We start from the raw sequence: 22,801 nt of genomic DNA, 5'->3' as shown, positions 1-22,801 counted from the left end.
CCCCCCTTCCCGGCGAAAACAGCTGAAAACACAGATTTAGCGCGTTGCGACCTATTGCTCAAAAAGTCGCGATTGACCTTTTTTAATCTTGCGCCATGCTAATGTTTTCGAAGCGGCCACGACGAGCGATCTCCGCAGCATATGAACACGCAAACTGCACCGTCTCCACAATTCTACCTGACCGCACCGGCGACCTGCCCGTATCTGCCGCAGGAGATGGAGCGGAAGGTTTTTACCCACATGGTGGGCGAGCGGGCACCCGAACTCAACGATCTCCTGACTCAGGGCGGCTTCCGCCGCTCGCAGAACATCGCCTATCGCCCGGCCTGCGAAACCTGCCGGGCCTGCATCTCGGTCAGGATCATCGCCGGCGAGTTTTCCCCCACCCGGTCGATGCGGCGCATCCTGGCTCTCAACAGCGACGTGGTTTCGGCGGAATATCCGGCCGAACCTTCCAGCGAGCAATACAGCCTGTTCCGCCGCTATCTCGACCACCGCCACCAGAAGGGCGGCATGTCGGACATGTCGGTCCTCGACTATGCGATGATGGTGGAGGACACGCACGTCAACACCAAGATCATCGAATACCGGTTGAAGGTCGAAGGCGACGGCATCGGCAAGGCCAAGGGTCCGCTGATCGCGGCAGCCCTTACCGACAAGATGGCCGACGGCCTGTCGATGGTCTATTCCTATTTCGAGCCGGAAATGTCGCACCGCTCGCTCGGCACCTTCATGATCCTTGACCATATCCGCAAGGCGAAGGACCGCAGCCTGCCGCATGTGTATCTCGGCTACTGGGTCAAGGGATCGCGCAAGATGGACTATAAGACCAAGTTTCTGCCGCAGGAGCACCTTATGGCCCGCGGATGGGAGCGCTATACAGGCGAGAGTGCAGCCACCACATAGGGACTGAAGCTTGAGCCAGACCATCGATGCCGCCCACCACCGCCGCGGCCTTCTCATCACCGGCGTTGGCGGCCTTGCCTTATCCTTCGACATCCCGTTGATCCGCTCCGCCGACGGCGAAGTCTGGTCGCTGCTTGCAGTCCGCAGCCTCTCCACCTTCGCGGTGGCGCTCTTTGCCTGGGTCGTGCTCAATAAAATTCTCGGTCGGAAGATCGCTCTGATGCCGGGCAAGGCCGGCCTTGCGGCGGGCCTGTTCTACGGTCTCGCCTCCCTCACCTTCCTCTTGTCCGTCTTCAACACCGCAACCGCCAACATCGTCTTCCTCGTCGCGTTCACCTCGATGTTCGCAGCCCTGCTGTCCTGGATCTTCCTCAAGGAACGACCGTCCAATGCCACCCTGCTGACGATGGCCGTGATGGTGTTCGGTGTCGGGCTGATCGTCCAGGACGGCCTGCAAAGCGGCAACTTCTTCGGTGATGCCATGGCGTGCTGCTCGGCGCTGCTGCTCGCATCCGCCATCACCGTCAGCCGGGCGAGCGGCCGGGACATGGGCCTGGTGCCGCTCGCAACCGCCCTCTTCCCTGGCATCGTCGGCTATCTCCTGTCGCCGTCCGAGGGCCTGGCGATCGCCCATCCCGGCTGGATCCTGTTCAACGGGCTGGTGATGATCCCGCTCGCCTTTTTCTGCCTCGCCACCGGCCCGCGCTATCTCTCCGCCCCGGAAGTCGGGATGTTCTACCTGCTCGAAACCATCCTCGCCCCGATCTGGATCTGGATCGTCTTTGAGGAAGTCCCGACCGTCCAGACGCTGATCGGCGGCACGATCCTGATCCTGGCGCTGGTCGGGCACTCGGTGTGGCAGATGCGCAGGAAGTCTGGACGTGACAAGGATGCGGCTGCCGAGTTTCCATTTACGGGGTGAGGCCTTCACGCCTGTGCTTCAATTGCAGCGTTGGGAAATCAGTTATAACACGATTATAACATTGGAGATTTCCCATGAACGTCACCATTCGCAAGATCGGCAACTCCGAGGGTATTATCATCCCGAAGGAAGTTCTTGTAAGCTTGCTGAATGAGCGACTGGATTTTTCTCGACCGCGCGATCGTCGAGAAATTCCACACGATGCAAATTGAGCGATTTGGCGGCGCCTTCGGCCTGAGAGATGAAGGCACGCTGGATTGCGCCTTGGCTCGAGCTGTCAACAAGGCGAATTATGGCTGCGACGACACTATCGAGCTGGCCGCAGCCTATCTCAACGGCCTTGCCATGAACCATGCGTTCATCGACGGAAACAAGCGTGTCGCCATTGTTGCAGCCGCCGTTTTCCTGATGGACCACGGATATGAAATCGAAACGAGTGACGCAAACCTGTTCAGTTTCGTCTTGTCCGTTGCCGCAGGCGAAATAGACGAGGCCGGAGCGGTTCGTTTTCTTCGCGATTTTGTTGTTCAGGTCGAGTAGGTGCTGGAGGTGGAGCAGGCGAAAGCCCTGATCACCCCGTAAACTTGCCGCTCCGCGGAAAGCCCTTCGGCACAGTCCTGCCCGCCGACGCGCGGTCGCCCAGCCATTCGATGAGTTCGTCCCTGGTCTTGGTGAAGCTGCGGCCGGCGCTGTCGGCCCAGGTGAGGCCGTCGGCGATGGCGAAGCAGCGGATGTCGCAGACGCCCCCATCCTTGTAGCGCTGCAGGCGCACGCCCTTGCCGCGGCCCATTTCCGGGATCTGTGCGAGCGGGAAGACCAGCATCTTGCGGTTCTCGCCGACAATGGCGACATGATCGCCCTTGACCGGGACGACGAGCTTTGCCTCGTCCGGCATGGCGACGTTCATGATCTGCTTGCCCTTGCGGGTGTTGGCGACCATGTCGGCCTCCGGCACGACGAAACCGTTGCCAGCCGCCGAGGATATCAGCAGCTTGCGCGAGGGGTCGTGAACGAAGGCGGTCAGCACGTCCTGATCGTTTTCCATGTCGACCATGATGCGCAGCGGCTCGCCATGGCCGCGTCCGCCCGGCAGCTTGTCGCCACCCAGCGTGTACGCCTTGCCGCCGGTGGTGACGACAAGGATGCGGTCGGTGGTGGAGGCCGTGAACGACAGCTTCAGCCCGTCGCCTTCCTTGAACTGCAAGGTCGAGACATCGGAGATGTGGCCCTTCAGCGCGCGAATCCAGCCCTTCTCGGAGATGACGACGGTGATCGGCTCCTTCTCGATCATCGCCTGCTGGATCGCTTCCAGATCGGCTTCCGGAGCGTTCGAGAACAGCGTGCGGCGGCGGCCGATCTCGGTGGCCTTGGCGAATTTCTTCTTCACCTCGCCGATTTCCCAGGCGACGGTCTGCCACTGCTTGTCGTTGGAGGCAAGCAGTGCCTCGATTTCCGCTTTCTCCTTCGACAACGCGTCGAATTCGGTGCGGATCTCGAATTCCTCGAGCTTGCGCAGCGAGCGCAGCCGCATGTTGAGGATCGATTCGGCCTGCAGGTCGGTGAGCGTGAAGCGCGCGATCAGCGCGGGCTTCGGCTCGTCCTCCTCGCGGATGATGCGAATGACCTCATCGAGATTGAGATAGGCGATGAGATAGCCGCCCAGAATTTCGAGACGGCGGTCGATGGCGGCCAGCCGGAAGCGCGAGCGGCGCAGCAAGACCTCGCGGCGATGGTCCAACCATTCGAGCAGGACCTCATTCAGCGCCATCACCTTCGGCACGCGCCCCATCGACAGCACGTTCATGTTGAGCGGAATGCGGTTTTCGAGCTCCGACAGCTTGAACAGCGATTCCATCAGGATCGTCGGGTCGACCGAACGGCTCTTCGGCACCAGTACCAGCCGCACATCCTCGGCCGATTCGTCACGCACGTCTTCGAGGAGCGGCAGCTTGCGGGCCAAAAGCAGCTCGGCGATCTTCTCGATCAGCCGCGACTTCTGCACCTGGAAGGGGATTTCGGTGACGATGATCTGGTAGCCGCCGCGACCGGTATCCTCGACCTCCCATTTGGCACGGACGCGAAAGCCGCCGCGACCGGTCCTGTAGGCTTCGATGATGCTCTCGCGGCTGTCGATGATGATGCCGCCGGTGGGAAGATCCGGGCCTTCGATCCCGCCCCGCTCGGGGTTGTTCGGATCGAACATCAGGTCTTCGATGGTCGCATCCGGGTTCTTGATCAGCTGCAGCGCCGCATCGCAGAGTTCATGCGCGTTGTGCGGCGGAATGGAGGTCGCCATGCCGACGGCGATGCCGGCGGCGCCGTTGGCGAGAAGGTTAGGAAAGGCGCCCGGCAGCACGACCGGTTCCTGGTCTTCCTCGTTGTAGGTCGGGCGGAAGTCGACCGCGTCCTGGTCGATGCCTTCGAGTAGCAGGCTCGCCACGTCGGTCATGCGCGCTTCGGTATAGCGGTAGGCGGCGGCGCTGTCGCCGTCGATATTGCCGAAGTTGCCCTGTCCGTCGACGATCGGATAACGCTGGGAGAAATCCTGCGCCAGGCGCACCAGGGCGTCATAGACCGATTGGTCGCCGTGCGGGTGGAACTTACCAATGACGTCGCCGACGATGCGGGCGCATTTCTTGAAGGACGAGTTGGAGCGCAGCCCCATTTCGCTCATCGCATGAACGATGCGGCGGTGCACCGGCTTCAGGCCGTCGCGAACATCCGGCAGCGCGCGGTGCATGATCGTCGACAGCGCATAGGCGAGGTAGCGCTCTTCGAGCGCCGCCTTGAGGTCAACAGGCAGAATATTGTCGTCTCCGCCCGACGGCGGCAAAAGGCTTTGTCCCATGCCTTGTTGCTATCTCAAGAAGCCCGCAACAGCAAGGATTGCAGGGCATCGCGTTGTGGAGAACCGGCGTTTTGGCACCCTTGATCTGCGTCGCTTCAATCAAGGGCAGGACGAGATGACGATGACGTCAAAGGTCGCTGTTCAGCCGGAAATTGAACCGGTCGTGAAAACATGATGCGGTTGTACAATTCGAATATATTTCGGCCTCAATCCGTATTAGGAATGCTTTCGAAACTAAACCCTTCCAACAAGGACCCGTCTCATGATGCCTACCTGCAACCTCCGTCTGATGTTGGCGAGCGCCGCTTTTGTCGGCCTTTCCGGTCCGGCCTTCGCGCTTGACGGCGCGGATCTCGTCACCAAGCTGAATGCCGCCTATGCCTCGAACGGCATGACGATCGCCTATGAGGGTGTGGAAGTGGACGGTACGACGATCACGCTTTCCGGCGTCAGCGTCAAGTCGATCGCAGCCCCGGATACGGATCTCAAGGTCGGCGAAGTGACGCTTGAAGGCGTCGAGGAAACAGACGGCGGCGGTTATTACGCCGAGACGGTCACGCTGCCGGACATCGACTTCAAGGCAGACGACGTTGCCTTGGCTGCCAAGGACATAGCCATGAGCGGATTGACCATTCCCGGCAATCCGTCGAGCGGCACAATCAACGATATCGTTCTCTACGAATCCGCCGGGACCGGCCCGGTCACGGTCACCGTCAAGGGCAAGCAGGTCTTCGCGATCACCGAATCCGAAGCCAATCTGACGAAGCAGGAAAGCGACACAGGCTTCGATTTCGACGCTACGCTGTCGGGCATCAAGGCGGATCTTTCGGATGTCGAGGACGCCAAGACCAAGGATGCGATCGAAAAGCTCGGCCTGAAGACGCTGGATGGCGAAGTGACGATGAAGGGCAGCTGGGAAGTCGCCACCGGCAATGTTTCGCTCGACGAATACGCCTTCGACTTCGCCAATGTCGGCCGGCTTGCCCTCGCCTTCGATATTTCCGGCTATACGATGGAATTCATGAAATCCATGCAGGAAGCGACGAAGGCTGCGGCCGCCAACCCGAACAAGGAAGAAGCCAACCAGGCGATGGGCCTTGCAATGATGGGTCTCGTCCAGCAGCTGACCTTCAACAGCGCCTCGATCCGTTTCGACGACGCGACCATCACCAAGCGCGTTCTCGACTATATCGGTGGACAGCAGGGCGTTTCCGGCGAGCAGCTCGCCCAGTCGCTCAAGGGCATGGTGCCGCTGATGATGGCGCAACTCAACGTGCCGGAACTGCAGAACCAGGTCTCCACCGCCGTCAACAGCTATCTCGACACGCCGAAGAGCCTGACGATCAGCGCCGAGCCGGCCAAGCCCGTCCCCTTCCCGATGATCGTCGGCGCGGCTATGGGCGCTCCGAACACGGTGCCGAGCGTGCTCGGCGTCAAGGTGACGGCGAACGACTGATATCCGGCAACCGGACAATCAAAAGCCCCGGCCGTTTCCGCGCGGCCGGGGCTTTTCTTGTTGTCACTCTATTCCAGCACCTGAATCACAGTGCGGTTTTGCGGATTGACGATCACGCGCCGTTCGTTAACGACGGTATAGGCGTAATCGGGGTGCCCATCGACCAGATGAAGCTGGACCGTGTCTGGCAAAGGCTGTCCGACGACAATGGCACCCTCGTAGGCGACGGACGGAACCTCGCGCTGCAGGACATAGGTGCGAACCTCGCCGGGAAGCTCCACCGTGGTCGAACTGGTCATGCCGGGGTCGACGACAACGGCCTGGGCAAAAGCCGGCGCCGTGATCGCCATGAAGACCGCGGAGGCGGCCAGAAGTGTCTTGCGCATGATCTTTCTCCTTGCTTCTACGCGTCAACAACAGCCGTGGCGGCAAGAAAGTTCCGAATCTTGGTGTCCGTCGGCCAGGGGCGGTCGGCGGCACGGTCAAAACCTGCGCAAAGAAGAAAAAACCCGGCAATCAGGAGTGCCGGGTTCAAGCTCGCAAATTGACGGGAGATCTCAGTCCTTCTTCGCCGTCGGGATGACACGCAGCGCGAGTTCGCGCAGCTGCGCCGGCGTTGCCGGGCTCGGGGCGCCCATCAAAAGGTCCTGGGCCTGCTGGTTCATCGGGAACAGCGTCACTTCGCGCAGGTTCTTGGCGCCGACGAGCAGCATGATCACCCGGTCGATGCCGGCTGCCATGCCGCCATGCGGCGGGGCACCGTACTGGAAGGCGCGGTAGAGACCGCCGAACTGCTCCTCGACCTCCTCGGCCGACTTGCCGGTCAGCTCAAACGCCTTGACCATGACTTCCGGCAGCTGGTTGCGGATCGAGCCCGAGGCGATCTCGAAGCCGTTGCAGACAAGGTCGTACTGGTAGGCCTTGAGCGACAGCGGATCATGGGTGTTCAAGGCTTCCAGACCACCCTGCGGCATGGAGAAGGGGTTGTGGGCGAAGTCGATCTTCTTTTCGTCTTCCAGCCATTCGTAGAAGGGGAAGTCGATGATCCAGCACAGCTCGAACCGGTCGCGGTCGACGAGGTTCAGTTCCTCGCCGGCGCGGGTTCGGGCTTCGCCCGCGAACTTGTAGAACTTGGCCGGATCGCCGGCGACGAAGAAGCAGGCATCGCCGTCATCGAGGCCGAGCTGGGTGCGGATCGCGTCGGTGCGCTCCTCGCCGATGTTCTTGGCGAGCGGACCGGCACCTTCCAGCTTTTCGCCTTCCTTGCGCCAGAAGATATAGCCGAGGCCCGGCTGGCCGGTCGACTGTGCCCAGGCGTTCATGCGGTCGCAGAAGGCTCTGGAGCCGCCGGTCTTGGCCGGGATGGCCCAGACTTCGACCTTCGGGTTCGACGCGATCATGTTGGCGAAGACCTTGAAGCCGGAGCCGGCGAAATGCTCGGTGACGGCCTGCATCTCGATCGGGTTGCGCAGGTCAGGCTTGTCGGAGCCGTATTTGCGGATCGCCGTGTCATAGGGAATGCGCTGGAACTGCTGCGTCACCGGCTTGCCTTCGGCAAACTGCTCGAAGATGCCGCGCATCACCGGCTCCATCGTGTTCCAGACGTCTTCCTGGGTGACGAAGCTCATTTCCAGGTCGAGCTGATAGAATTCGCCAGGCAGGCGGTCGGCGCGCGGGTCTTCGTCGCGGAAGCACGGCGCGATCTGGAAATAGCGGTCGAAGCCGGCAACCATCAGCAGCTGCTTGTACTGCTGCGGCGCCTGCGGCAGGGCGAAGAACTTGCCTTCATGGATGCGGGAAGGAACGAGGAAGTCGCGCGCGCCTTCCGGCGAGGATGCCGTCAAGATCGGCGTCGAATATTCGGCGAAACCGATCTCGGACATGCGACGGCGCATGTCGGCGATGATCTGGGTGCGCTTGACGATGTTCCGGTGCAGCGTTTCACGGCGCAGGTCGAGGAAGCGGTATTTCAGGCGCACGTCTTCGGGATAGTCAGGCTCGCCGAACACCGGCAGCGGCAGTTCCTTGGCCGCGGAAAGCACTTCGATCTCCTGCGCGTAGAGCTCGATCTCGCCGGTCGCCATGTGCTTGTTGACGGTCTCGTCGGAGCGCGCCTTGACCAGGCCGTCGATGCGGATGACCCACTCGCCCCGCACGGTCTCGGCCGTCTTGAAGGCCGGACTGTCCGGATCGACGACGATCTGCGTCATGCCGTAGTGATCGCGAAGGTCGATGAACAGCAGGCCGCCATGGTCGCGGACGCGGTGAACCCAGCCGGACAGGCGGACGGTCTGGCCGACATCGGATTTTCTGAGAGCGGCACAAGTGTGGCTGCGGTAACGATGCATCATATTATCCTGGAACCATGGGTGCCGCGCGGCCACGCCAAAGCGCGCTGCGGCAGCGTCAAAATCGGGCGGAAAAGCGCATGGTGAGGCCGATTTGTCAAGGCCGGAGCTTTCCTACGCGCCGCAAGACAGCCAATGCGAACCCAGTCTGGCGGGGAGTGGCTCCCGCTCGATCCAAGGCGTATGATCGCAAACGGGAGGAAAACGGCATGACCGTCGAAAAACAACAGACCCGCCAAACACGAAACTATGAGTTCTACAGCGCCCAGTATTCGCGCTTCAGTAGCATTCTGGCGTCGGACATCAGGCGCGAAGCCTATGGCGAGGATCTCGGCCAACAGGGCTGGCGAACGCTCGGCGAACAACAGGAAATCATCAGGCTCGTCAACGAACGTCCGCAAGCCCGATTGCTTGATGTCGCCTGCGGCTCCGCCGGACCATCGATTGCGATCGCCGCTGCAACCGGTTGCCGCCTGACGGGCGTGGACATCGAGCAAGCCGCGATCGAACAGGCCAAAATCATTGCCGCTGGTGCGCATCTGCCTGACAAGGCCACCTTCGCCGTCGCTGATTGCAGCCAGCCACTACCGTTCGGAGCCGGGGAATTCGACGTCATCTCCTGCATAGATGCGATCATTCACCTGACCGACCGCCGAACCGTGTTTGCAGACTGGTTCAGGCTGCTGACGCCCGGCGGCCGACTGATCCTTACGGATGCATGCGTCCTGACCGGAGATATCTCAAAGGAGGAACTGGATATCCGGGCGTCCCAAGGAAAATTCCATCTCGTTCCAGCGGGCTTCAATGAGGGTATGCTTGAGGGAGCGGGCTTCGAGTTGCTAAGTTGCAAGGACACCACGGACGCTGTCGCAAGTCTCGCCATGCGGCTCTGTCGCGCTCGGGAATCTCGCCGCGAAGCCCTGTTGAAGGAAGAGGAAGCCGGCTGGTTCGAAAACAGGCAGACATTTCTTTCAACGACCGCCGAATTGGCCGCGACCGCCAGGCTCTCCAGATTTCTTTACATTGCGGAGAAGCCGCAACTCTAGCGGCCTGTCGGCTAATGGCGGACTCAAAAGCAACGGCTTCAGCCGGAACGACGAAAAAAGCCGGAATTTAGCTGTTTTCCAAGCCGATACACGGCTAAAAACGGCTGCAGGCGATCCGTGCCGCGCGAGTCGCCGACCGATATCCGGATTTTCTCTTCCATGTCGCAGATACGTCCCCTCATCCCTCTCCTCGTTACGGCTGGAATTCTGATTGGCGGCAACGGGCTGCAGGGAACCTATATTTCGTTGCGGGGCCTGCATGAGGGCTTTTCGACCTCGCTGATCGGGCTTATCGGCACCGGCTACAATATCGGCTTTGCCATCGGCTGCATCTATGTGACGCGCATCCTTCGCTCGATTGGCCATATCCGCACGTTTTCGGCCATGGCCGCCATCGCATCGGCGGCGTCGATCGCCATGGTGCTCTTGATCGATCCGTGGTTCTGGTTCCTAATGCGACTGGTTGCCGGCATCTGCTTCGCCAGCCTGTTCGCCACCGTCGAGAGCTGGCTGAACGCGCGGGTGACCAATTCCAACCGGGCGCGAACGCTGTCCATCTACCGGCTGGTCGATCTCGGCTCGGTCACGGCAGCGCAGTATCTGATCCCGACCGTGGGGATCGAGGGCTTTCAGCTGTTTGCCATCGTCTCGATGGCGCTGACGCTGTCGCTGGTGCCGATTTCCTTTGCCGACCGCTCGAGCCCCGGCGCACCGGACGCGATCAAGTTCGACGTCAAGGCGCTGTGGAACATCTCGCCGCTTGCCACCGTCGGCTGCATCGTCGTCGGGCTGACGAACTCGACATTCCGCTCGCTCGGGCCGATCTATGCCGAGGGTATCGGCCTGTCGATCACCGCGATCGCCACCTTCATGAGCGCCGGCATCATCGGCGGCGTGGTGCTGCAATATCCGCTCGGGCTCTATTCCGACCGGCTGGACCGGCGGCTGATCATTCTCTTCGCCACCTTCGGCTCGCTTATCGCGGGTCTCTACCTCGCCTTCTTCGCCGGCAGCGACGAATGGCTGAACTTCATCGGCATCTTCATTTTCGGCGCCTTTGCGATGCCGCTCTACTCGCTCTGTTCGGCCCATGCCAACGACCATGCGGCCGAGGGCCAGCATGCGCTTGTGTCGGCGGGCATGCTGTTCTTCTGGTCGTGCGGCGCTGTCGTCGGGCCGCTGTTTGCCTCTTTCCTGCTGGATATATTCGGACCGCAGGCGCTGTTCATCTATACCGCCGCCGTGCTTGCCGCCTTCATGCTCTATACGCTTCAGCGCATGACGGCGCGCGGCGCGGTGCCGACAGGCGCACGCCGCATGCGCTTCCGCAATCTCTTGCGCACCTCCTCCTTCTTCAACAAGCTGGCGGCAGCACCCGGGGACAAGAAGGATGTCTAGCCTCGGCAGCAAGCGGCCGGCGCTTTCCAATTGCTGAATGAGGCAATCAAGTTTAAACGGAAGCGTCGAAACCTGCCGGAACCATCCTCATGCCAGTCATCAGCCGCCGCACGCTTCTCAAGGGATCGGCGGCCGCCGCCGCCTCCTTCTCGCTCGGTGCCGGCCTTGCCGCCGGGCGCGGTGCCGCCGCCCCCTCGCCGCTTCTGCTCAAGGCGCAGTTCATTGACGCAGAGCTCGCCAAGGATGGCATCACGCCAAAGGTGATGACCTATGGGACGAGCGATGTCGCGGCGAGCGGCATGCCTCCTGTGATCCGCATGAAAAAGGGTGAGCCGTTTGCCGCCCGGCTGGTGAACGATCTTGACGAGCCGACAACCGTGCACTGGCACGGCCTGCGCATCGCCAACGCCATGGACGGCGTTCCGGAGACGACGCAACCTTACGTCTATCCCGGCGACGGCTTCGACTATGCCTTCACGCCGCCGGATGCCGGCACCTTCTGGTATCATCCGCACTGCAACACCCTGACCCAGATGGGCCACGGGCTGACGGGCGCGATCGTGGTCGAGAACCCTGACGATCCGGTCTTCGATGCGGAAATCGTGCTCAACCTTCGCGACTGGCGGCTGGGAAGCGGTGGTGCCTTCATCGCGCCCTTCAAGCCCCGCGAGGCGGCGCGCGGCGGCACCTACGGGACGATCCGCACGGCCAACTGGCGCGAGGAGCCCGTCTACGACGCGCCGTCCGGCGGCCTCGTCCGTATTCGCCTGGCGGCGACCGACGTGACGCGGATCTACACGCTCGGAGTAGACGGCGCACCGGCGCTCGTCATCGCGCTCGACGGCAATCCGGTCAAAGCGCCCTTCCCGCCCGACCGGCTAGATTTCGGCCCCGGCCAGCGCGTCGACCTGGTCCTGCGCATGCCCGACACGGAGGGCGCGGTGGTCTGGCTCGGCAATTTCCGCGGCTCGACGCCCTGGACGATCGCAACGTTGCGGGCAGCCGGCGCGTCGCTGAAGCGCGATATCGGCGATGTGAAACCGCTTGCCGCCAATGCGATCGCCGAGGCCGATCTCTCGACCGCCGAACACATTCCTCTCGATTTCACCGCAACCGCCGAACACGCGCCGACCCCAGGCATCTGCGGCAGCCTCGGCTATACCTTCTGGGCGATCAACAAGGTGGCGTGGCCGGGCGACACGCCCGATCCCGTCGCGCCACTTGCGGAGCTGAAGCTCGGCAGGAGCTATGTGCTGCAGGTCAGGAACCGCACGCCGCATGCCCACCCGATCCACCTGCACGGGCTGACATTCCGCATCCTCAGTTCCAGCAAGCGCCCCGTGCTGCCGCCGCCGACCGACACCATTCTGTTGCTGCCGGACGAACAGGCCGAACTCGGCCTCGTCGCCGACAATCCCGGCGACTGGCTGCTGCATTGCCATATTATCGAGCACCAGAAGACCGGAATGTCGGGATATTTCCGTATCGCCTGAGCATTTTGCCATTGTGACCGATAGCATGAAGAGATACATCGGATGAGTTTAACGCCGCATTTCCGCCATAGTGATTGAAGTTTGATGATCGAGACAACCGCCGAACTCGCCGCCGCCTGCGAAAAGCTGGCCGAGGGGCAGTATATTACAATCGACACGGAATTTCTCCGCGAGACGACCTTCTGGCCGCAACTCTGCCTGATCCAGATGGCAGGCCCGGACATGGCCGTCATCGTCGATCCGATGGTGAAGGACATCGACCTTGCGCCGTTCTTCGAGCTGATGGCCAATACCAACGTGATCAAGGTGTTCCACGCCGCGCGCCAGGACATCGAAATCATCTACAATCTCGGCAAGCTGATCCCGCATCCGATCTTCGATACGCAGGTTGCCGCCATGGTCTGCGGTTTCGGCGACAGCGTTTCCTATGACCAGCTCGTCAGCCGCATCAAGGGCGTGCACATAGACAAGTCCTCGCGCTTCACCGACTGGAGCCGCCGGCCGCTGTCGGACAAGCAGCTCGACTATGCGCTGGCCGACGTCACCCATCTGCGCGAGGTCTACCTGCACCTCAGGCAAGAGCTCGAACGCGAAGGCCGCTCGCTCTGGCTGACAGAGGAAATGGCGATCCTCGAGGCCAGGGAAACCTACGACATGCACCCCGACGACGCCTGGCAGCGGCTGAAGATGCGGCTGAAGAAGCCTCAGGAACTGGCTGTTCTGCAGAAGGTCGCCGCCTGGCGCGAGCGCGAGGCACGCAGCCGCAACGTTCCGCGCGGCCGCATCCTCAAGGATGACGGGCTCTACGAGATCGCCCAGCAGCAACCCAAGGATGTGGAAGCGCTGTCGCGCCTGCGCACCATCCCCAAGGGCTGGGAGCGTTCGGCGGCGGGTGCAGCCATCCTCGAGGCCGTCAACGCCGCGCTCGAACTGCCGAAATCGGAAATGCCGAAGCTGCCGCGTCAGAACCAGTCGCCGGAAGGGGCCGCCGCCGCCAGCGAAATGCTCAAGGTGCTGCTCAAGCTGATCGCCGAAAAGCAGGGCGTCGCCGCCAAGATCATCGCCAATTCCGACGATCTGGAGCGCATCGCCTCGGAAGGTCCGAAGGCCGATGTCGGGGCGCTTAAGGGCTGGCGGCGCGAACTGTTCGGCGACACAGCTCTGAAGCTGATCAACGGCGAAGTCGCGCTGCGCTTCGTCGACCGCAAGATCGAGGCGGTCGAGCTTTAGGCCGCATCCTCTGTCGGCAGATGTGCTCTGCCGACAACCTGGCGTCGTCCAGGCCCAACAGGGCATGAGCAAAAGGCGGCAATAAGGTTACGCGAAGTTACTTGACCCCACGTCCTCAAGTGGAACAATGGCGTCTTCTGCCACGGCGAACCGGGTACCATGAGAGAAATATCTCCCACAGAGAACTGGCTGATGATTACGCTCGGCATGGCGCTGAGCGGCGTGCTCTACGGCCTCGTGGTTTATCCCGGCGAACCGATGATCATCGGCGCGGTTTTCGCTGCCTTCATGGGTCTACCGCTGATCGCCTTCGAGCGACGGCTGGTGCTTCGCCCGCTGAGCCGTTGGATCGAGCGGCTTCCGACGCCCCTCTTCATCGTTTCAGCGCTCGTCATCTACGAGGTTCTGATGAGCGCAGGCTACGCGCTTGCGGCCCTGCTGCTGTGGGCGCTGGGCTTCATCGAACCGAAGGCGCTCACCGACATCGTCGTCATGCCGTTCAATGTCTTCCTCTATGCGCTCGCCGTCTGCGCCCTGATCGTCTTCATTCTGCGCGTTCGCGATCTGCTCGGCCATGATGTCTTCACCAGCATGCTCATCAGCCGCTACCGCACGCCGGTAAAGGAAGAGCGCGTCTTCCTGTTCATCGACCTCGCCGATTCCACCTCCTTCGCCGAAAAGCACGGCGACCTGCGCGCGCAGCAGTTTCTGAAGGCCCTGTTTGCGGCCTTTGCGGAACCGGTCCGGCGTCACAAGGGGGCGATCGACGACTACATCGGCGATGCCGCGATCGTCACATGGCCGCTGGAAAAAGGCGTCAAACATGCGCGCTGCGTTCGCTGCATCTTCGAGATCATCGACGATATCGAGGCCGATGCGGAGGCCTGGCGCAAGCGGTTCGGCCAGGTGCCGCGGCTGCGGGCCGCCCTTCACGGCGGATCGATCATCACGGCGGAAATCGGCGTGCACCACCACAAGATCGCCTATTTCGGCGACACGGTGAACACCACGGCGCGGCTGGAATCGCTGTGCAAGACGCTGAACCGGCCGGTGCTGATCTCGGCTGAGCTCGCCGAACGGATCAAGCTTCCGGACGCGATCGCGATCGAGGATCTGGGCACCCACGCCGTCAAGGGACGCGGCCAGACGCTCGGTGTCATGGCGCTGAAATCGCAGGCCAAGGTCGCGGCCGTCGCCGAGACATTCGATCTGCGGATTCCCGCCGAATGACAGGCCGCCATAACGTCACCAGATGCGGCTGAAAATGTCGGCCCATCCGGGCGCCCCGTAATGTCAACTGCGGGGCTTTCGGAGGTCAGAGCAGGAAATCGCCCTTGCTCAAGCTCACGGCATCATCGAGATGGAGGGAGAAATCGGCTTTCCCGTCGCCGTTCACGTCCGCGTAGATGTAGGTGTCGGAGGCTTTCTTCTCGTAGCGCAATTCACCCGCCTTGCCGTTAAAGCCGGCGGTCCCGATGAAGGTGAACGCCTGGTTGCCCGGGGCGCCGTAGCGCGCGTCGATGGCGCGCAGGTCGATCCGATCGCCGTCTGAGCCGGAAAAATCGAAGATCGTATCGCGGCCAACTGCGGCCACGGTGGATTCCCAGAGGTCATCGTAGCGGAACCTGTCGGCGCCTGCGCCACCGAAAAGATCGTCGGCGCCCAACTGGCCCGCCAGCCGATCATCACCAGAGCCACCGGCGATCCGGTCGTTGCCGTAACCGGCGACGATGGCATTTGCATTTCGGTCGCCGGTCAATCTGTCGGCAAAATTGGAGCCGGTAAGGCCTTCGATGCCGGTATAGGTATCGCCCTTGGCTTCGCCCGTATTAACCGATGGCGTGGCGAGGCTGGCAACGACACCGCTTACCGAACCTGCGTAGTAGGCATAATCGACCCCCGTCTCGCCGCGAAACTCGTCTGCTCCGGCGCCACCTTCCAAGACATCGTTGCCGCTGCCGCCTGTCAGCGTATCGTTCCCTCTGCCGCCGCCGAGCACATCATTCCCCGAGCCGCCGGTAAGGACGTCGCTGCCGTTACCGGCAATGATGACATTCGCTTCTCCGTCGCCGGTCAATCTGTCGGCAAAATCGGAGCCGACGAGGCCTTCGACATCGGTGTAGGTATCACCTTTTGCATCACTGGAATTCAGCGCCGGTTCGGCAAGACTGGCAACGACACCGCTCGCCGAACCTGCATAGGAAGCATAGTCGAGTCCCGCTCCGCCGAGAAACACGTCTGCTCCCGCGCCACCCTCCATGACGTCGTCACCGCTTCCGCCTATCAGCGCATCATCCCCGCTACCGCCGTCGAGCAGGTCGCCGCCCGCGCCTCCGGAAAGGACGTTCGCGGCCGTATCCCCATAGAGGCTGTCAGCATAATCTGAACCGATGATCCCTTCGATAGAGGAAAAGGTGTCACCCTCGGCATCGCCGACATTGACGGAGGGGTCGGCGAGGCTTGCCCGGACGCCAGCCGTCGAAAAAGAATAGATGGCAAAATCATTCCCGCTGCCGCCGATCAGCTTGTCGGCGCCCGTACCGCCGACCAGATCATCGTCGCCGTCCTTGCCGTTCAGCACGTCGTTACCATCGAGCCCGAACAGCACGTCGTTGTACCGCGTGCCGTTGACGGTATCTGCACCCGCCAGAAGTAACGACAGGAATTGCACATCGTCGCCGGTGAAAATGGCGTCACCGAGCTTCGAGGCCGACATGCTGGCGCCGGTTACCGACAGGACGGTGACGCCACCTTCAACAAGCTTCATGCCGGCCACAGTGCCGGCGGTTATATCGACGATCGCACCGGCATCGGTCTTCACGACCAGCTTGCTGCCAGTGAACTGAACGTAGTTCCTCGAATCGTCGTAAAGTTTCACCGAGGTCGAGGACCAGGAGGCCTTGGAAAACAGGGTGAGGTCATCGACGAAGGAAGCGAACATATTGGCTCCGACACCAATGTCGCCGTAGGAAATTAGCGCCATCCCGACACCTTGATTCAGCCTCTTTTCGGGTCCCGCAGGAGAAGAACCGGGACTGTACATGCCCTGCCGCGAATTTCAACGAAGCGACGCGCCGAATTATTCGCGGGAGACAGTTGCAGACCGCCGCAACGTCGTCCGAGCAAGCGGCGGAGACATCTACTCAAACCGGAACGCGATCCTCTTGCCCTAGGCCTGGCGAGTTGCTGCCCGCGAACCCGTTTCAGACAAGGGTGCAAACCGTGGCGCGGCAGCGGATGGTCAGAGGAAGAAAGAGCCCTTGCTCAGGTTCACCAAATCGTCGAGATGGATGGAGAAATCGGCTGTGCTGTCGCCATCGAGGTCGGCGTAGATGTAGGTGTCGGACGCCATCTTGTCGTAGCGCAGTTCGCCGGCCTTGCCGCTGAACGCAGCCGTCCCGATGAAATGGAATGCCTGGTCGCCCGAAAGTCCGATATTGGCATCGATCTCGTCCAGTTCGATCTTGTCGCCGCCGGCTCCGGAAAAATCGAAGATCGTATCACGACCTGATGCCGAAACCGTCGAATCGGAAACGTCGGAGAAGGCGAACACGTCTTTGCCCGCACCACCCGTTAGATCGTCTGCGCCGGCACCGCCAAAAATCATGTCGCCGCCGGCGGCACCATTGATGATGTCGTTTCCGTCTAGTCCCCACAGCCTATTCCATTCGCTGTTGCCGTAGAGGTTATCGGCGTAATCTGAACCCTCCAGGTTTTCGATGGAGACGTAGGTATCGCCCTTCGCATCGTTCGTATTGATCGAGGAATTGACAAGGCTAGCGGTGACGCCCTTGGTGGCATTGGCATAGTAGGCCAAGTCGTAACCCGCACCGCCGTGCAGCTTGTCGGCGCCAGCACCGCCCAACAGATAATCGTTACCGCGTCCCCCATCCAGAAGATCGTTGCCTTCCCGGCCCCATAGAAAATTATCGTTGTTATTGCCATAGAGCTTGTCGCCATAGCGCGAGCCGAGCAAATCTTCGACGGACGTGTACGTGTCGCCAAGGGCATCGTTGGTGTTGATCGAATTATTGACAAGACTTGCGACCACGCCTTTTGTCGCCAGGTCATAGTCGGCCGCATCATACCCGAGCCCGCCGACGAGCTTGTCGGCACCGGCGCCGCCAAGAAGCCAATCATTTCCGCCATTGCCATGCAACGTGTCGTTTCCACTGCCGCCGACAAGTGTATCGTTATGGTTCGTGCCGTAGACGGTGTCATTACCCGAAAGGATCAGCGACAGGAACGCCGCGTCATTCTCGGCGAAAATCGCGTCAGCAAGCTTGGCCGCCGACACATTCAAACCCGTCATTGACGAGATGGTTGTCCCGCCAATCACGAGCTTAATCGTGTTGACGATGCCGGCGGTGATATCGGTGATCTGGCCTGAGGTCGAAGAGACCTTCAGTCCGGTGCCTTCAAACAATGTATAATTGCTTGAATCATGAAAGACTTTGATCTCGATCGTCGACCAGGACGCTTGTGCATATTCCGACAAGCCGGAGACGTTGGGTGCCAGCATATCGACGCCGCGACTGGTGTTTCGGTAGGCAATCTTCGCCATCACTTCCCCTGCAATTCATAAAATAAGCTAAAATTATAGGTTGCATTCCAATATATCGCCGTGAGGACCTGCGCAATCCGCAATCCCGGCAAGCTATGAGATTTTTTGCAGAATCAACTTTCAAACCGGAACGCGATCCGCTTGCCCGTCAGCCTGGCGAGCTGCTGCAGCCGGCCGTCGAGGCGTTCGCCGGTGAATTCCGAATAGGCGGAGGGGACGACGAATTCGAGATCGAGGTCCGGCGTACGCGACCGGCGGATATCGAGATTGCGGACGATGCCCGGCATCGAGGCGGAGAACAGGTAAACGACCCTGAGCAGGCCGCCGAGCAGCTTGGCGAGTTCCAGGAGGCGCGGCGTGGCGATCGCGGCAAGCGGCTCGGTGGCGCCGTCGTCGGAGAGGCCCTCGAAACGATAGTAGTTGGCCAGCGCGATATAGGCGCGGCCGGCATGGGTGATGCCGGAAAAGGTGCTGTGGGCAATGATGTTGAGCGCCTGCAGGCCGCGGTAATCCGGATGGGCGCGCCAGCTGATGTCGGCGAGCAGACAGGCCGCCTGTCGGTAGCGCCCTTCCTCCTCTGTCTCGGTGATGCCGAAATGCGGCACCATCTTGCCGCTCCAATCGGCGAGCTCGCGCGCATGCTCGGGCGAGCGGGCGCGCAGGATGGCGATTTCGCCCGCCGCCGTCAGCAGCGGATCATGCGCGCGCACGGTTTCCGACAGTAGGGAAAACAGATAGCCCTCGCGAACGCCGAGTGCTGAAAACGAGATGCGTGCCGGCTTCATCTGCACGATCGCTTCCTGCATGGCAATGGCGCCGAATGGCAGGAGTGCGCGGCGGCTCTTTGAGATGCTCGCATAGGCGGGCGACTTGGTGTCCTTCGGCTCGATCACCTCGGGCAGGAAGGCAATGGCTTCCTCATAGGAAATCTCATAGCCCTGCATCATGTGCAGCGGATAGTTGCGCATCTCCATATGCAGCTTGGCGATCGACCGCCAGGTGCCGCCGACGGCGTAGAAGGTGCGGCCGGCCACGTTCTGCAGCACCTGCGCACCCTTCATGTAGCGGCGCACATGGCTGCGCGCCTTGACGATCGATCCTTCGGCATGTTCCGACAGGCGGATGCCGCCGAGCGGCAGGGTAATGCCCTTGCCGACCTTGGTGCCGAGGACGTCGACAAGCTCGAGCGAGCCGCCGCCGAGGTCGCCGACGACGCCGTCCGGGTCGTGGTAGCCGCTGATGATGCCCATCGCAGAGAAATAGGCTTCCTCCTCGCCGGTCAGCACGCGGACCTTCTGGCCGAGGATGATCTCGGCCCGGCGGATGAAATCCGGACCGTTCGAGGCATCGCGGGCAGCGGCGGTGGCCAGCACGAAGACGGTCGAGGCACGTGCCTGGGTCGACAGGGCCCTGAAGCGATGCAGCGCCTTCAGCGCCCGCTCGACGCTTTCGGCGTCCATGCGTCCGGTCGCGTCGATGCCCTTCCCGAGACCGCACATCACCTTTTCGTTGAACAGCACGGCGGGGGAGCGGCTCAGCCCCTCATAGATCACCAGTCGAATCGAGTTCGAGCCGATGTCCACGACGGAGACCGGGGCAATTCCAGGCAGACGCCCCTGGGCTTCAGATTCTACCATGCAGTTCCAGTTTTATTTCCTGCGGCCGCTGTTCCAGCCGGCGATTACCTTCGGGGTGCTGGACTTCAGGGCCTCACCCCGCCCGGAGAGGCTGGGATTGGTCATGAAATAGACCTGTGCATTGAAGGGCTCGGAATCGCGGGCGACTTCGATGCGCCGCGACGTTCCGTCCGGAAGGATCTCGTAGCTCTGCTGGTTATCGATGAGATTACCCAGCATGATCTGCGACAGCACCTGTTCATGCACGGTCCGGTTGATGAGAGGCACAAGGGTCTCCACCCGCCGGTCCAGGTTGCGCGGCATCATGTCCGCCGACCCGATATAGACGAGCGCATGCTCGGAGGGAAGCCCATGGCCGTTGCCGAAACAGAAGATCCGCGAATGTTCAAGGAAACGCCCGACGATCGACTTGACGCGGATATTGTCGGACAGCCCCGGCACCTGCGGCCGCAGACAGCAGATGCCGCGCACGACCAGGTCGATCTCGACGCCGGCCTGGCTGGCGCGGTAGAGCGCGTCGATGATCTCAGGATCGACCAGCGAGTTCAATTTCATCCAGATCGCGGCCGGATCGCCGGCCTCGGCATGGGCGACCTCCTCGGCGATATGCTGCAGGATGCGTGGCCGTAGCGTGTGCGGCGAAAAGGCGAGCTTCATGCCGGCCTCGGGCTCGCCATAGCCGGTGATGAAGTTGAAGATGTTGGCCATGTCATGGGCGATCTTCGGATTGCAGGTGAAGAAGGACAGGTCGGTATAGATCTTCGCCGTGACCGGATGGTAGTTGCCGGTGCCGAGGTGGCAATAGGTTCTGAGCTTGCCCTCCTCGCGGCGCACCACCATCGACATCTTCGCATGCGTCTTCAGTTCGATGAAGCCGAACACCACCTGCACGCCGGCGCGTTCGAGGTCGCGCGCCCAGCGGATATTGGCCTCCTCGTCGAAACGCGCCTTGAGCTCGACCAGCGCCGTCACCGACTTGCCGGCTTCGGCCGCGTCGATCAGTGCGCGCACGATCGGGCTGTCGTTGGAGGTCCGGTAAAGCGTCTGCTTTATCGCCAGAACATCAGGATCGCGCGCAGCCTGGAGCAGAAACTGGACCACCACGTCGAAGCTTTCATAGGGATGGTGGACGACCATGTCCTTTTCGCGGATGGCGGCGAGGCAGTCTCCTGCATGCTCACGGACGCGCTCGGGAAATCGCGCATTGTACGGCTCGAAGCGCAGATCGTCGCGCGGCGCCTTGGTGATCTCGGAGAGCGTGTTGAGCGCCAGCAGACCCGGCAGGACGGCGACCCGGTTTTCCGGAACGTTCAGCTCGCCGACGACGAAATGGCGCAGTTCCAGCGGCATCTCGGAATCGATCTCGATGCGGATCACCGATCCGCGCCGACGCCGCTTCAAGGCCGTCTCGAAGAAGCGCACGAGGTCTTCGGCCTCTTCCTCGACTTCGATATCGCTGTCTCGGATGATGCGGAACGTGCCCGAGCCCTTCACCTCATAGCCGGGGAACAGCCGCTCGATGAACAGGCTGACGGCATCCTCCAGCGTGATGTAGCGGATCGCCGACTTGGCATCCGGCAGCCGAATGAACCGGTCGAGCGCGACAGGCAGGCGCAACAGCGCCGTCATCGGCTCGCGGCCGCTCTTGCTGACGAGCTGCAGCCCCATCGTGAAGCCGAGGTTGGGGATGAACGGGAAAGGGTGCGCCGGATCGATCGAGAGGGGAGTGAGGACCGGAAAGATCGACTGTTCGAATTCGTTCGCGAGCCAGGCACGGTCCTGCACGGACAGCGACACCGGGCGGACGATGAGAATGTCCTCCTTGGCGAGATATTGCTGCAGGACCGCAAGCGAGGCCTGCTGTTCCATCTGCAGATTGTCGATCTCCTTGAGGATGTCCTCGAGCTGCTCGGCCGGGGTCTTTCCGTCCGGGCTGCGCACCAGCACGCCTTGGCGGACCTGGCCTTCCAGACCGGCGACGCGGACCATGAAGAACTCGTCGAGGTTGGCGGCGGAAATCGACAGAAAGCGCACCCGCTCAAGCAACGGATGGGCCGTGTTCAGCGTTTCCTCGAGAACCCGGCGATTGAACTGGAGCCAGGAGAATTCGCGGTTGATGAAGCGCTCCGGGCTGTTCATAAGATCGATTGCGTCGGCCGCGGGTTGGCTGGCAGTGGTTGCAGTCGTCAAGGTGTCCATTGTCCCGGCCTTTTTTCTCGATTTTCTTCCAGCAGTTAGTCCAGTTTGACGACGGAACTGTGACAGTCAATCGAATTCGCGCGCCGTTCCAACGGTGTTGAGCACTTCCGAGGCCAGCGCCCTGTTGATCCGCGTGCCGCGCGCAAGCGCCAGATGATCCAGCCGCTCGACGATCGCCTGGGCCGATTCGAGCGAACGCTCCATGCGCGCCACGATGTAGCCGATCAGGCGGTCGTCGAGCGCAAGCTGGCGGTCGGACAGCAGCTTGACCAGGACCTGGGCCAGTGACTCGTCGTCCGGCTCGCCGATCTCGACCACCGTCGCGGCCTTCAGGCGCGAGCGCAGATCGGCAAGCTCGACGGGCCAGGACATCGGCCAAAGACGGCTGGTGATCAGCAGGCTCGTGCCGTTTTCGCGCACGCTGTTGATGACGTGGAACAGGGCGCGGTCGTCAAAACCCTGCCGGTCGGCGTCCTCGAACAGAACGGGGCTGTTTGCCGCGACATCAGCCGCGTCGCTGCCCGCGGTCGGGTGAATGGCGACGGCGCCGCTCGTTTCCCGCCAGATGGCCGCCAGATGCGATTTTCCCGAACCGACGGGTCCGGCCAGGATGACGACGGGCGACGGCCAGCGCGGCCAGCTGTCGATCATGGAGACGGCTGCCTTCAGCCGTTCGGAAACCAGAAGATCGTCCCGACCTGTCTGAGGCTCGTGCTGGAAAACGAGCGGCAGTTGTTCGAACTTGCGGACCATG

General features: G+C 61.7%; 18 protein-coding genes and 1 pseudogene. 10 read left to right on the top strand and 9 right to left on the bottom strand.

The features are described from left to right. The first annotated feature begins 141 nt into the window (after positions 1–141). The 4 genes and pseudogenes from JNB71_RS22780 to JNB71_RS22765 all read left to right on the top strand — a co-directional run bounded on the left by JNB71_RS22780 (position 142) and on the right by JNB71_RS22765 (position 2,368). On the top strand, positions 142–906 hold the full coding sequence (locus JNB71_RS22780) for an arginyltransferase (protein ID WP_220374067.1): 765 nt from the start codon (positions 142–144) through the stop codon (positions 904–906). Positions 907–916: 10 nt separating this feature from the next. Continuing rightward, the gene (locus tag JNB71_RS22775; protein ID WP_220374066.1) at positions 917–1,828 is read left to right on the top strand and encodes a DMT family transporter; all 912 of its coding nucleotides are present in this window, start codon (positions 917–919) and stop codon (positions 1,826–1,828) included. Between the two features lie 74 nt (positions 1,829–1,902). Further along, a pseudogene (locus JNB71_RS22770) lies at positions 1,903–1,974 on the top strand (AbrB/MazE/SpoVT family DNA-binding domain-containing protein); the annotation flags it as partial. Between the two features lie 4 nt (positions 1,975–1,978). Further along, a complete protein-coding gene (locus JNB71_RS22765; RefSeq protein WP_220374065.1) occupies positions 1,979–2,368 on the top strand; it encodes a type II toxin-antitoxin system death-on-curing family toxin in 390 nt (129 codons plus the stop codon). 31 nt (positions 2,369–2,399) lie between these two features. On the opposite strand, the gene parC is transcribed toward JNB71_RS22765, so the two are convergent. Beyond that, a complete protein-coding gene (parC, locus tag JNB71_RS22760; RefSeq protein ID WP_220374064.1) occupies positions 2,400–4,676 on the bottom strand; it encodes a DNA topoisomerase IV subunit A in 2,277 nt (758 codons plus the stop codon). A 262-nt stretch (positions 4,677–4,938) separates the two neighbouring features. Here parC and JNB71_RS22755 point away from each other — a divergent pair, with 262 nt between their 5' ends. Next, positions 4,939–6,132 carry a hypothetical protein gene (locus tag JNB71_RS22755; protein WP_220374063.1) on the top strand — a complete coding sequence of 398 codons (1,194 nt, stop codon included), beginning with the start codon at positions 4,939–4,941 and terminating at the stop codon, positions 6,130–6,132. 68 nt (positions 6,133–6,200) lie between these two features. On the opposite strand, the gene JNB71_RS22750 is transcribed toward JNB71_RS22755, so the two are convergent. Further along, a complete protein-coding gene (locus tag JNB71_RS22750) occupies positions 6,201–6,518 on the bottom strand; it encodes a DUF1236 domain-containing protein (protein ID WP_018327414.1) in 318 nt (105 codons plus the stop codon). A gap of 171 nt (positions 6,519–6,689) precedes the next feature. Continuing rightward, positions 6,690–8,480, bottom strand: coding sequence for an aspartate--tRNA ligase (gene aspS / locus JNB71_RS22745; RefSeq protein ID WP_220374062.1), 1,791 nt, complete (start codon positions 8,478–8,480; stop codon positions 6,690–6,692). A 17-nt stretch (positions 8,481–8,497) separates the two neighbouring features. Between aspS and JNB71_RS22740 the strand changes: the two genes are divergently transcribed. Beyond that, complete coding sequence (locus JNB71_RS22740; RefSeq protein ID WP_220374061.1) at positions 8,498–9,526, top strand: class I SAM-dependent methyltransferase; 1,029 nt, start codon at positions 8,498–8,500, stop codon at positions 9,524–9,526. A 38-nt stretch (positions 9,527–9,564) separates the two neighbouring features. On the opposite strand, the gene JNB71_RS24675 is transcribed toward JNB71_RS22740, so the two are convergent. After that, positions 9,565–9,687, bottom strand: coding sequence for a hypothetical protein (locus tag JNB71_RS24675; protein ID WP_262927118.1), 123 nt, complete (start codon positions 9,685–9,687; stop codon positions 9,565–9,567). Between JNB71_RS24675 and JNB71_RS22735 the strand changes: the two genes are divergently transcribed. The 4 genes from JNB71_RS22735 (at position 9,686) to JNB71_RS22720 (ending at position 14,877) form a co-directional block, all read left to right on the top strand. Then, a complete protein-coding gene (locus JNB71_RS22735; RefSeq protein ID WP_220374060.1) occupies positions 9,686–10,924 on the top strand; it encodes an MFS transporter in 1,239 nt (412 codons plus the stop codon). The two genes, JNB71_RS24675 and JNB71_RS22735, sit on opposite strands and share 2 nt — an antisense overlap. An 89-nt stretch (positions 10,925–11,013) precedes the next feature. Beyond that, on the top strand, positions 11,014–12,417 hold the full coding sequence (locus tag JNB71_RS22730; RefSeq protein ID WP_220374059.1) for a multicopper oxidase family protein: 1,404 nt from the start codon (positions 11,014–11,016) through the stop codon (positions 12,415–12,417). Positions 12,418–12,501: 84 nt separating this feature from the next. Further along, positions 12,502–13,647, top strand: coding sequence for a ribonuclease D (rnd, locus tag JNB71_RS22725; RefSeq protein ID WP_220374058.1), 1,146 nt, complete (start codon positions 12,502–12,504; stop codon positions 13,645–13,647). A 159-nt stretch (positions 13,648–13,806) separates the two neighbouring features. Continuing rightward, positions 13,807–14,877, top strand: coding sequence for an adenylate/guanylate cyclase domain-containing protein (locus JNB71_RS22720; protein ID WP_220374057.1), 1,071 nt, complete (start codon positions 13,807–13,809; stop codon positions 14,875–14,877). 85 nt (positions 14,878–14,962) lie between these two features. Here JNB71_RS22720 and JNB71_RS22715 read toward each other — a convergent pair whose 3' ends face one another. The 5 genes from JNB71_RS22715 to hdaA form a co-directional block, all read right to left on the bottom strand. Further along, positions 14,963–16,630, bottom strand: coding sequence for a calcium-binding protein (locus JNB71_RS22715; protein ID WP_220374056.1), 1,668 nt, complete (start codon positions 16,628–16,630; stop codon positions 14,963–14,965). 258 nt (positions 16,631–16,888) lie between these two features. Continuing rightward, on the bottom strand, positions 16,889–18,211 hold the full coding sequence (locus JNB71_RS22710; RefSeq protein WP_220374055.1) for a calcium-binding protein: 1,323 nt from the start codon (positions 18,209–18,211) through the stop codon (positions 16,889–16,891). Positions 18,212–18,324: 113 nt separating this feature from the next. Beyond that, on the bottom strand, positions 18,325–19,848 hold the full coding sequence (gene ppx / locus JNB71_RS22705; RefSeq protein ID WP_220374054.1) for an exopolyphosphatase: 1,524 nt from the start codon (positions 19,846–19,848) through the stop codon (positions 18,325–18,327). 12 nt (positions 19,849–19,860) lie between these two features. Then, positions 19,861–22,047 carry an RNA degradosome polyphosphate kinase gene (locus JNB71_RS22700; RefSeq protein WP_220374053.1) on the bottom strand — a complete coding sequence of 729 codons (2,187 nt, stop codon included), beginning with the start codon at positions 22,045–22,047 and terminating at the stop codon, positions 19,861–19,863. 66 nt (positions 22,048–22,113) lie between these two features. Next, on the bottom strand, positions 22,114–22,800 hold the full coding sequence (gene hdaA, locus JNB71_RS22695) for a DnaA regulatory inactivator HdaA (RefSeq protein WP_220374052.1): 687 nt from the start codon (positions 22,798–22,800) through the stop codon (positions 22,114–22,116). Position 22,801 lies beyond the last annotated feature (1 nt).

The sequence above is a fragment of the Rhizobium herbae genome (assembly GCF_019511375.1).
Taxonomy (GTDB): domain Bacteria; phylum Pseudomonadota; class Alphaproteobacteria; order Rhizobiales; family Rhizobiaceae; genus Pararhizobium; species Pararhizobium herbae_A.
This window is presented reverse-complemented; position numbering and strand designations above follow the sequence as displayed.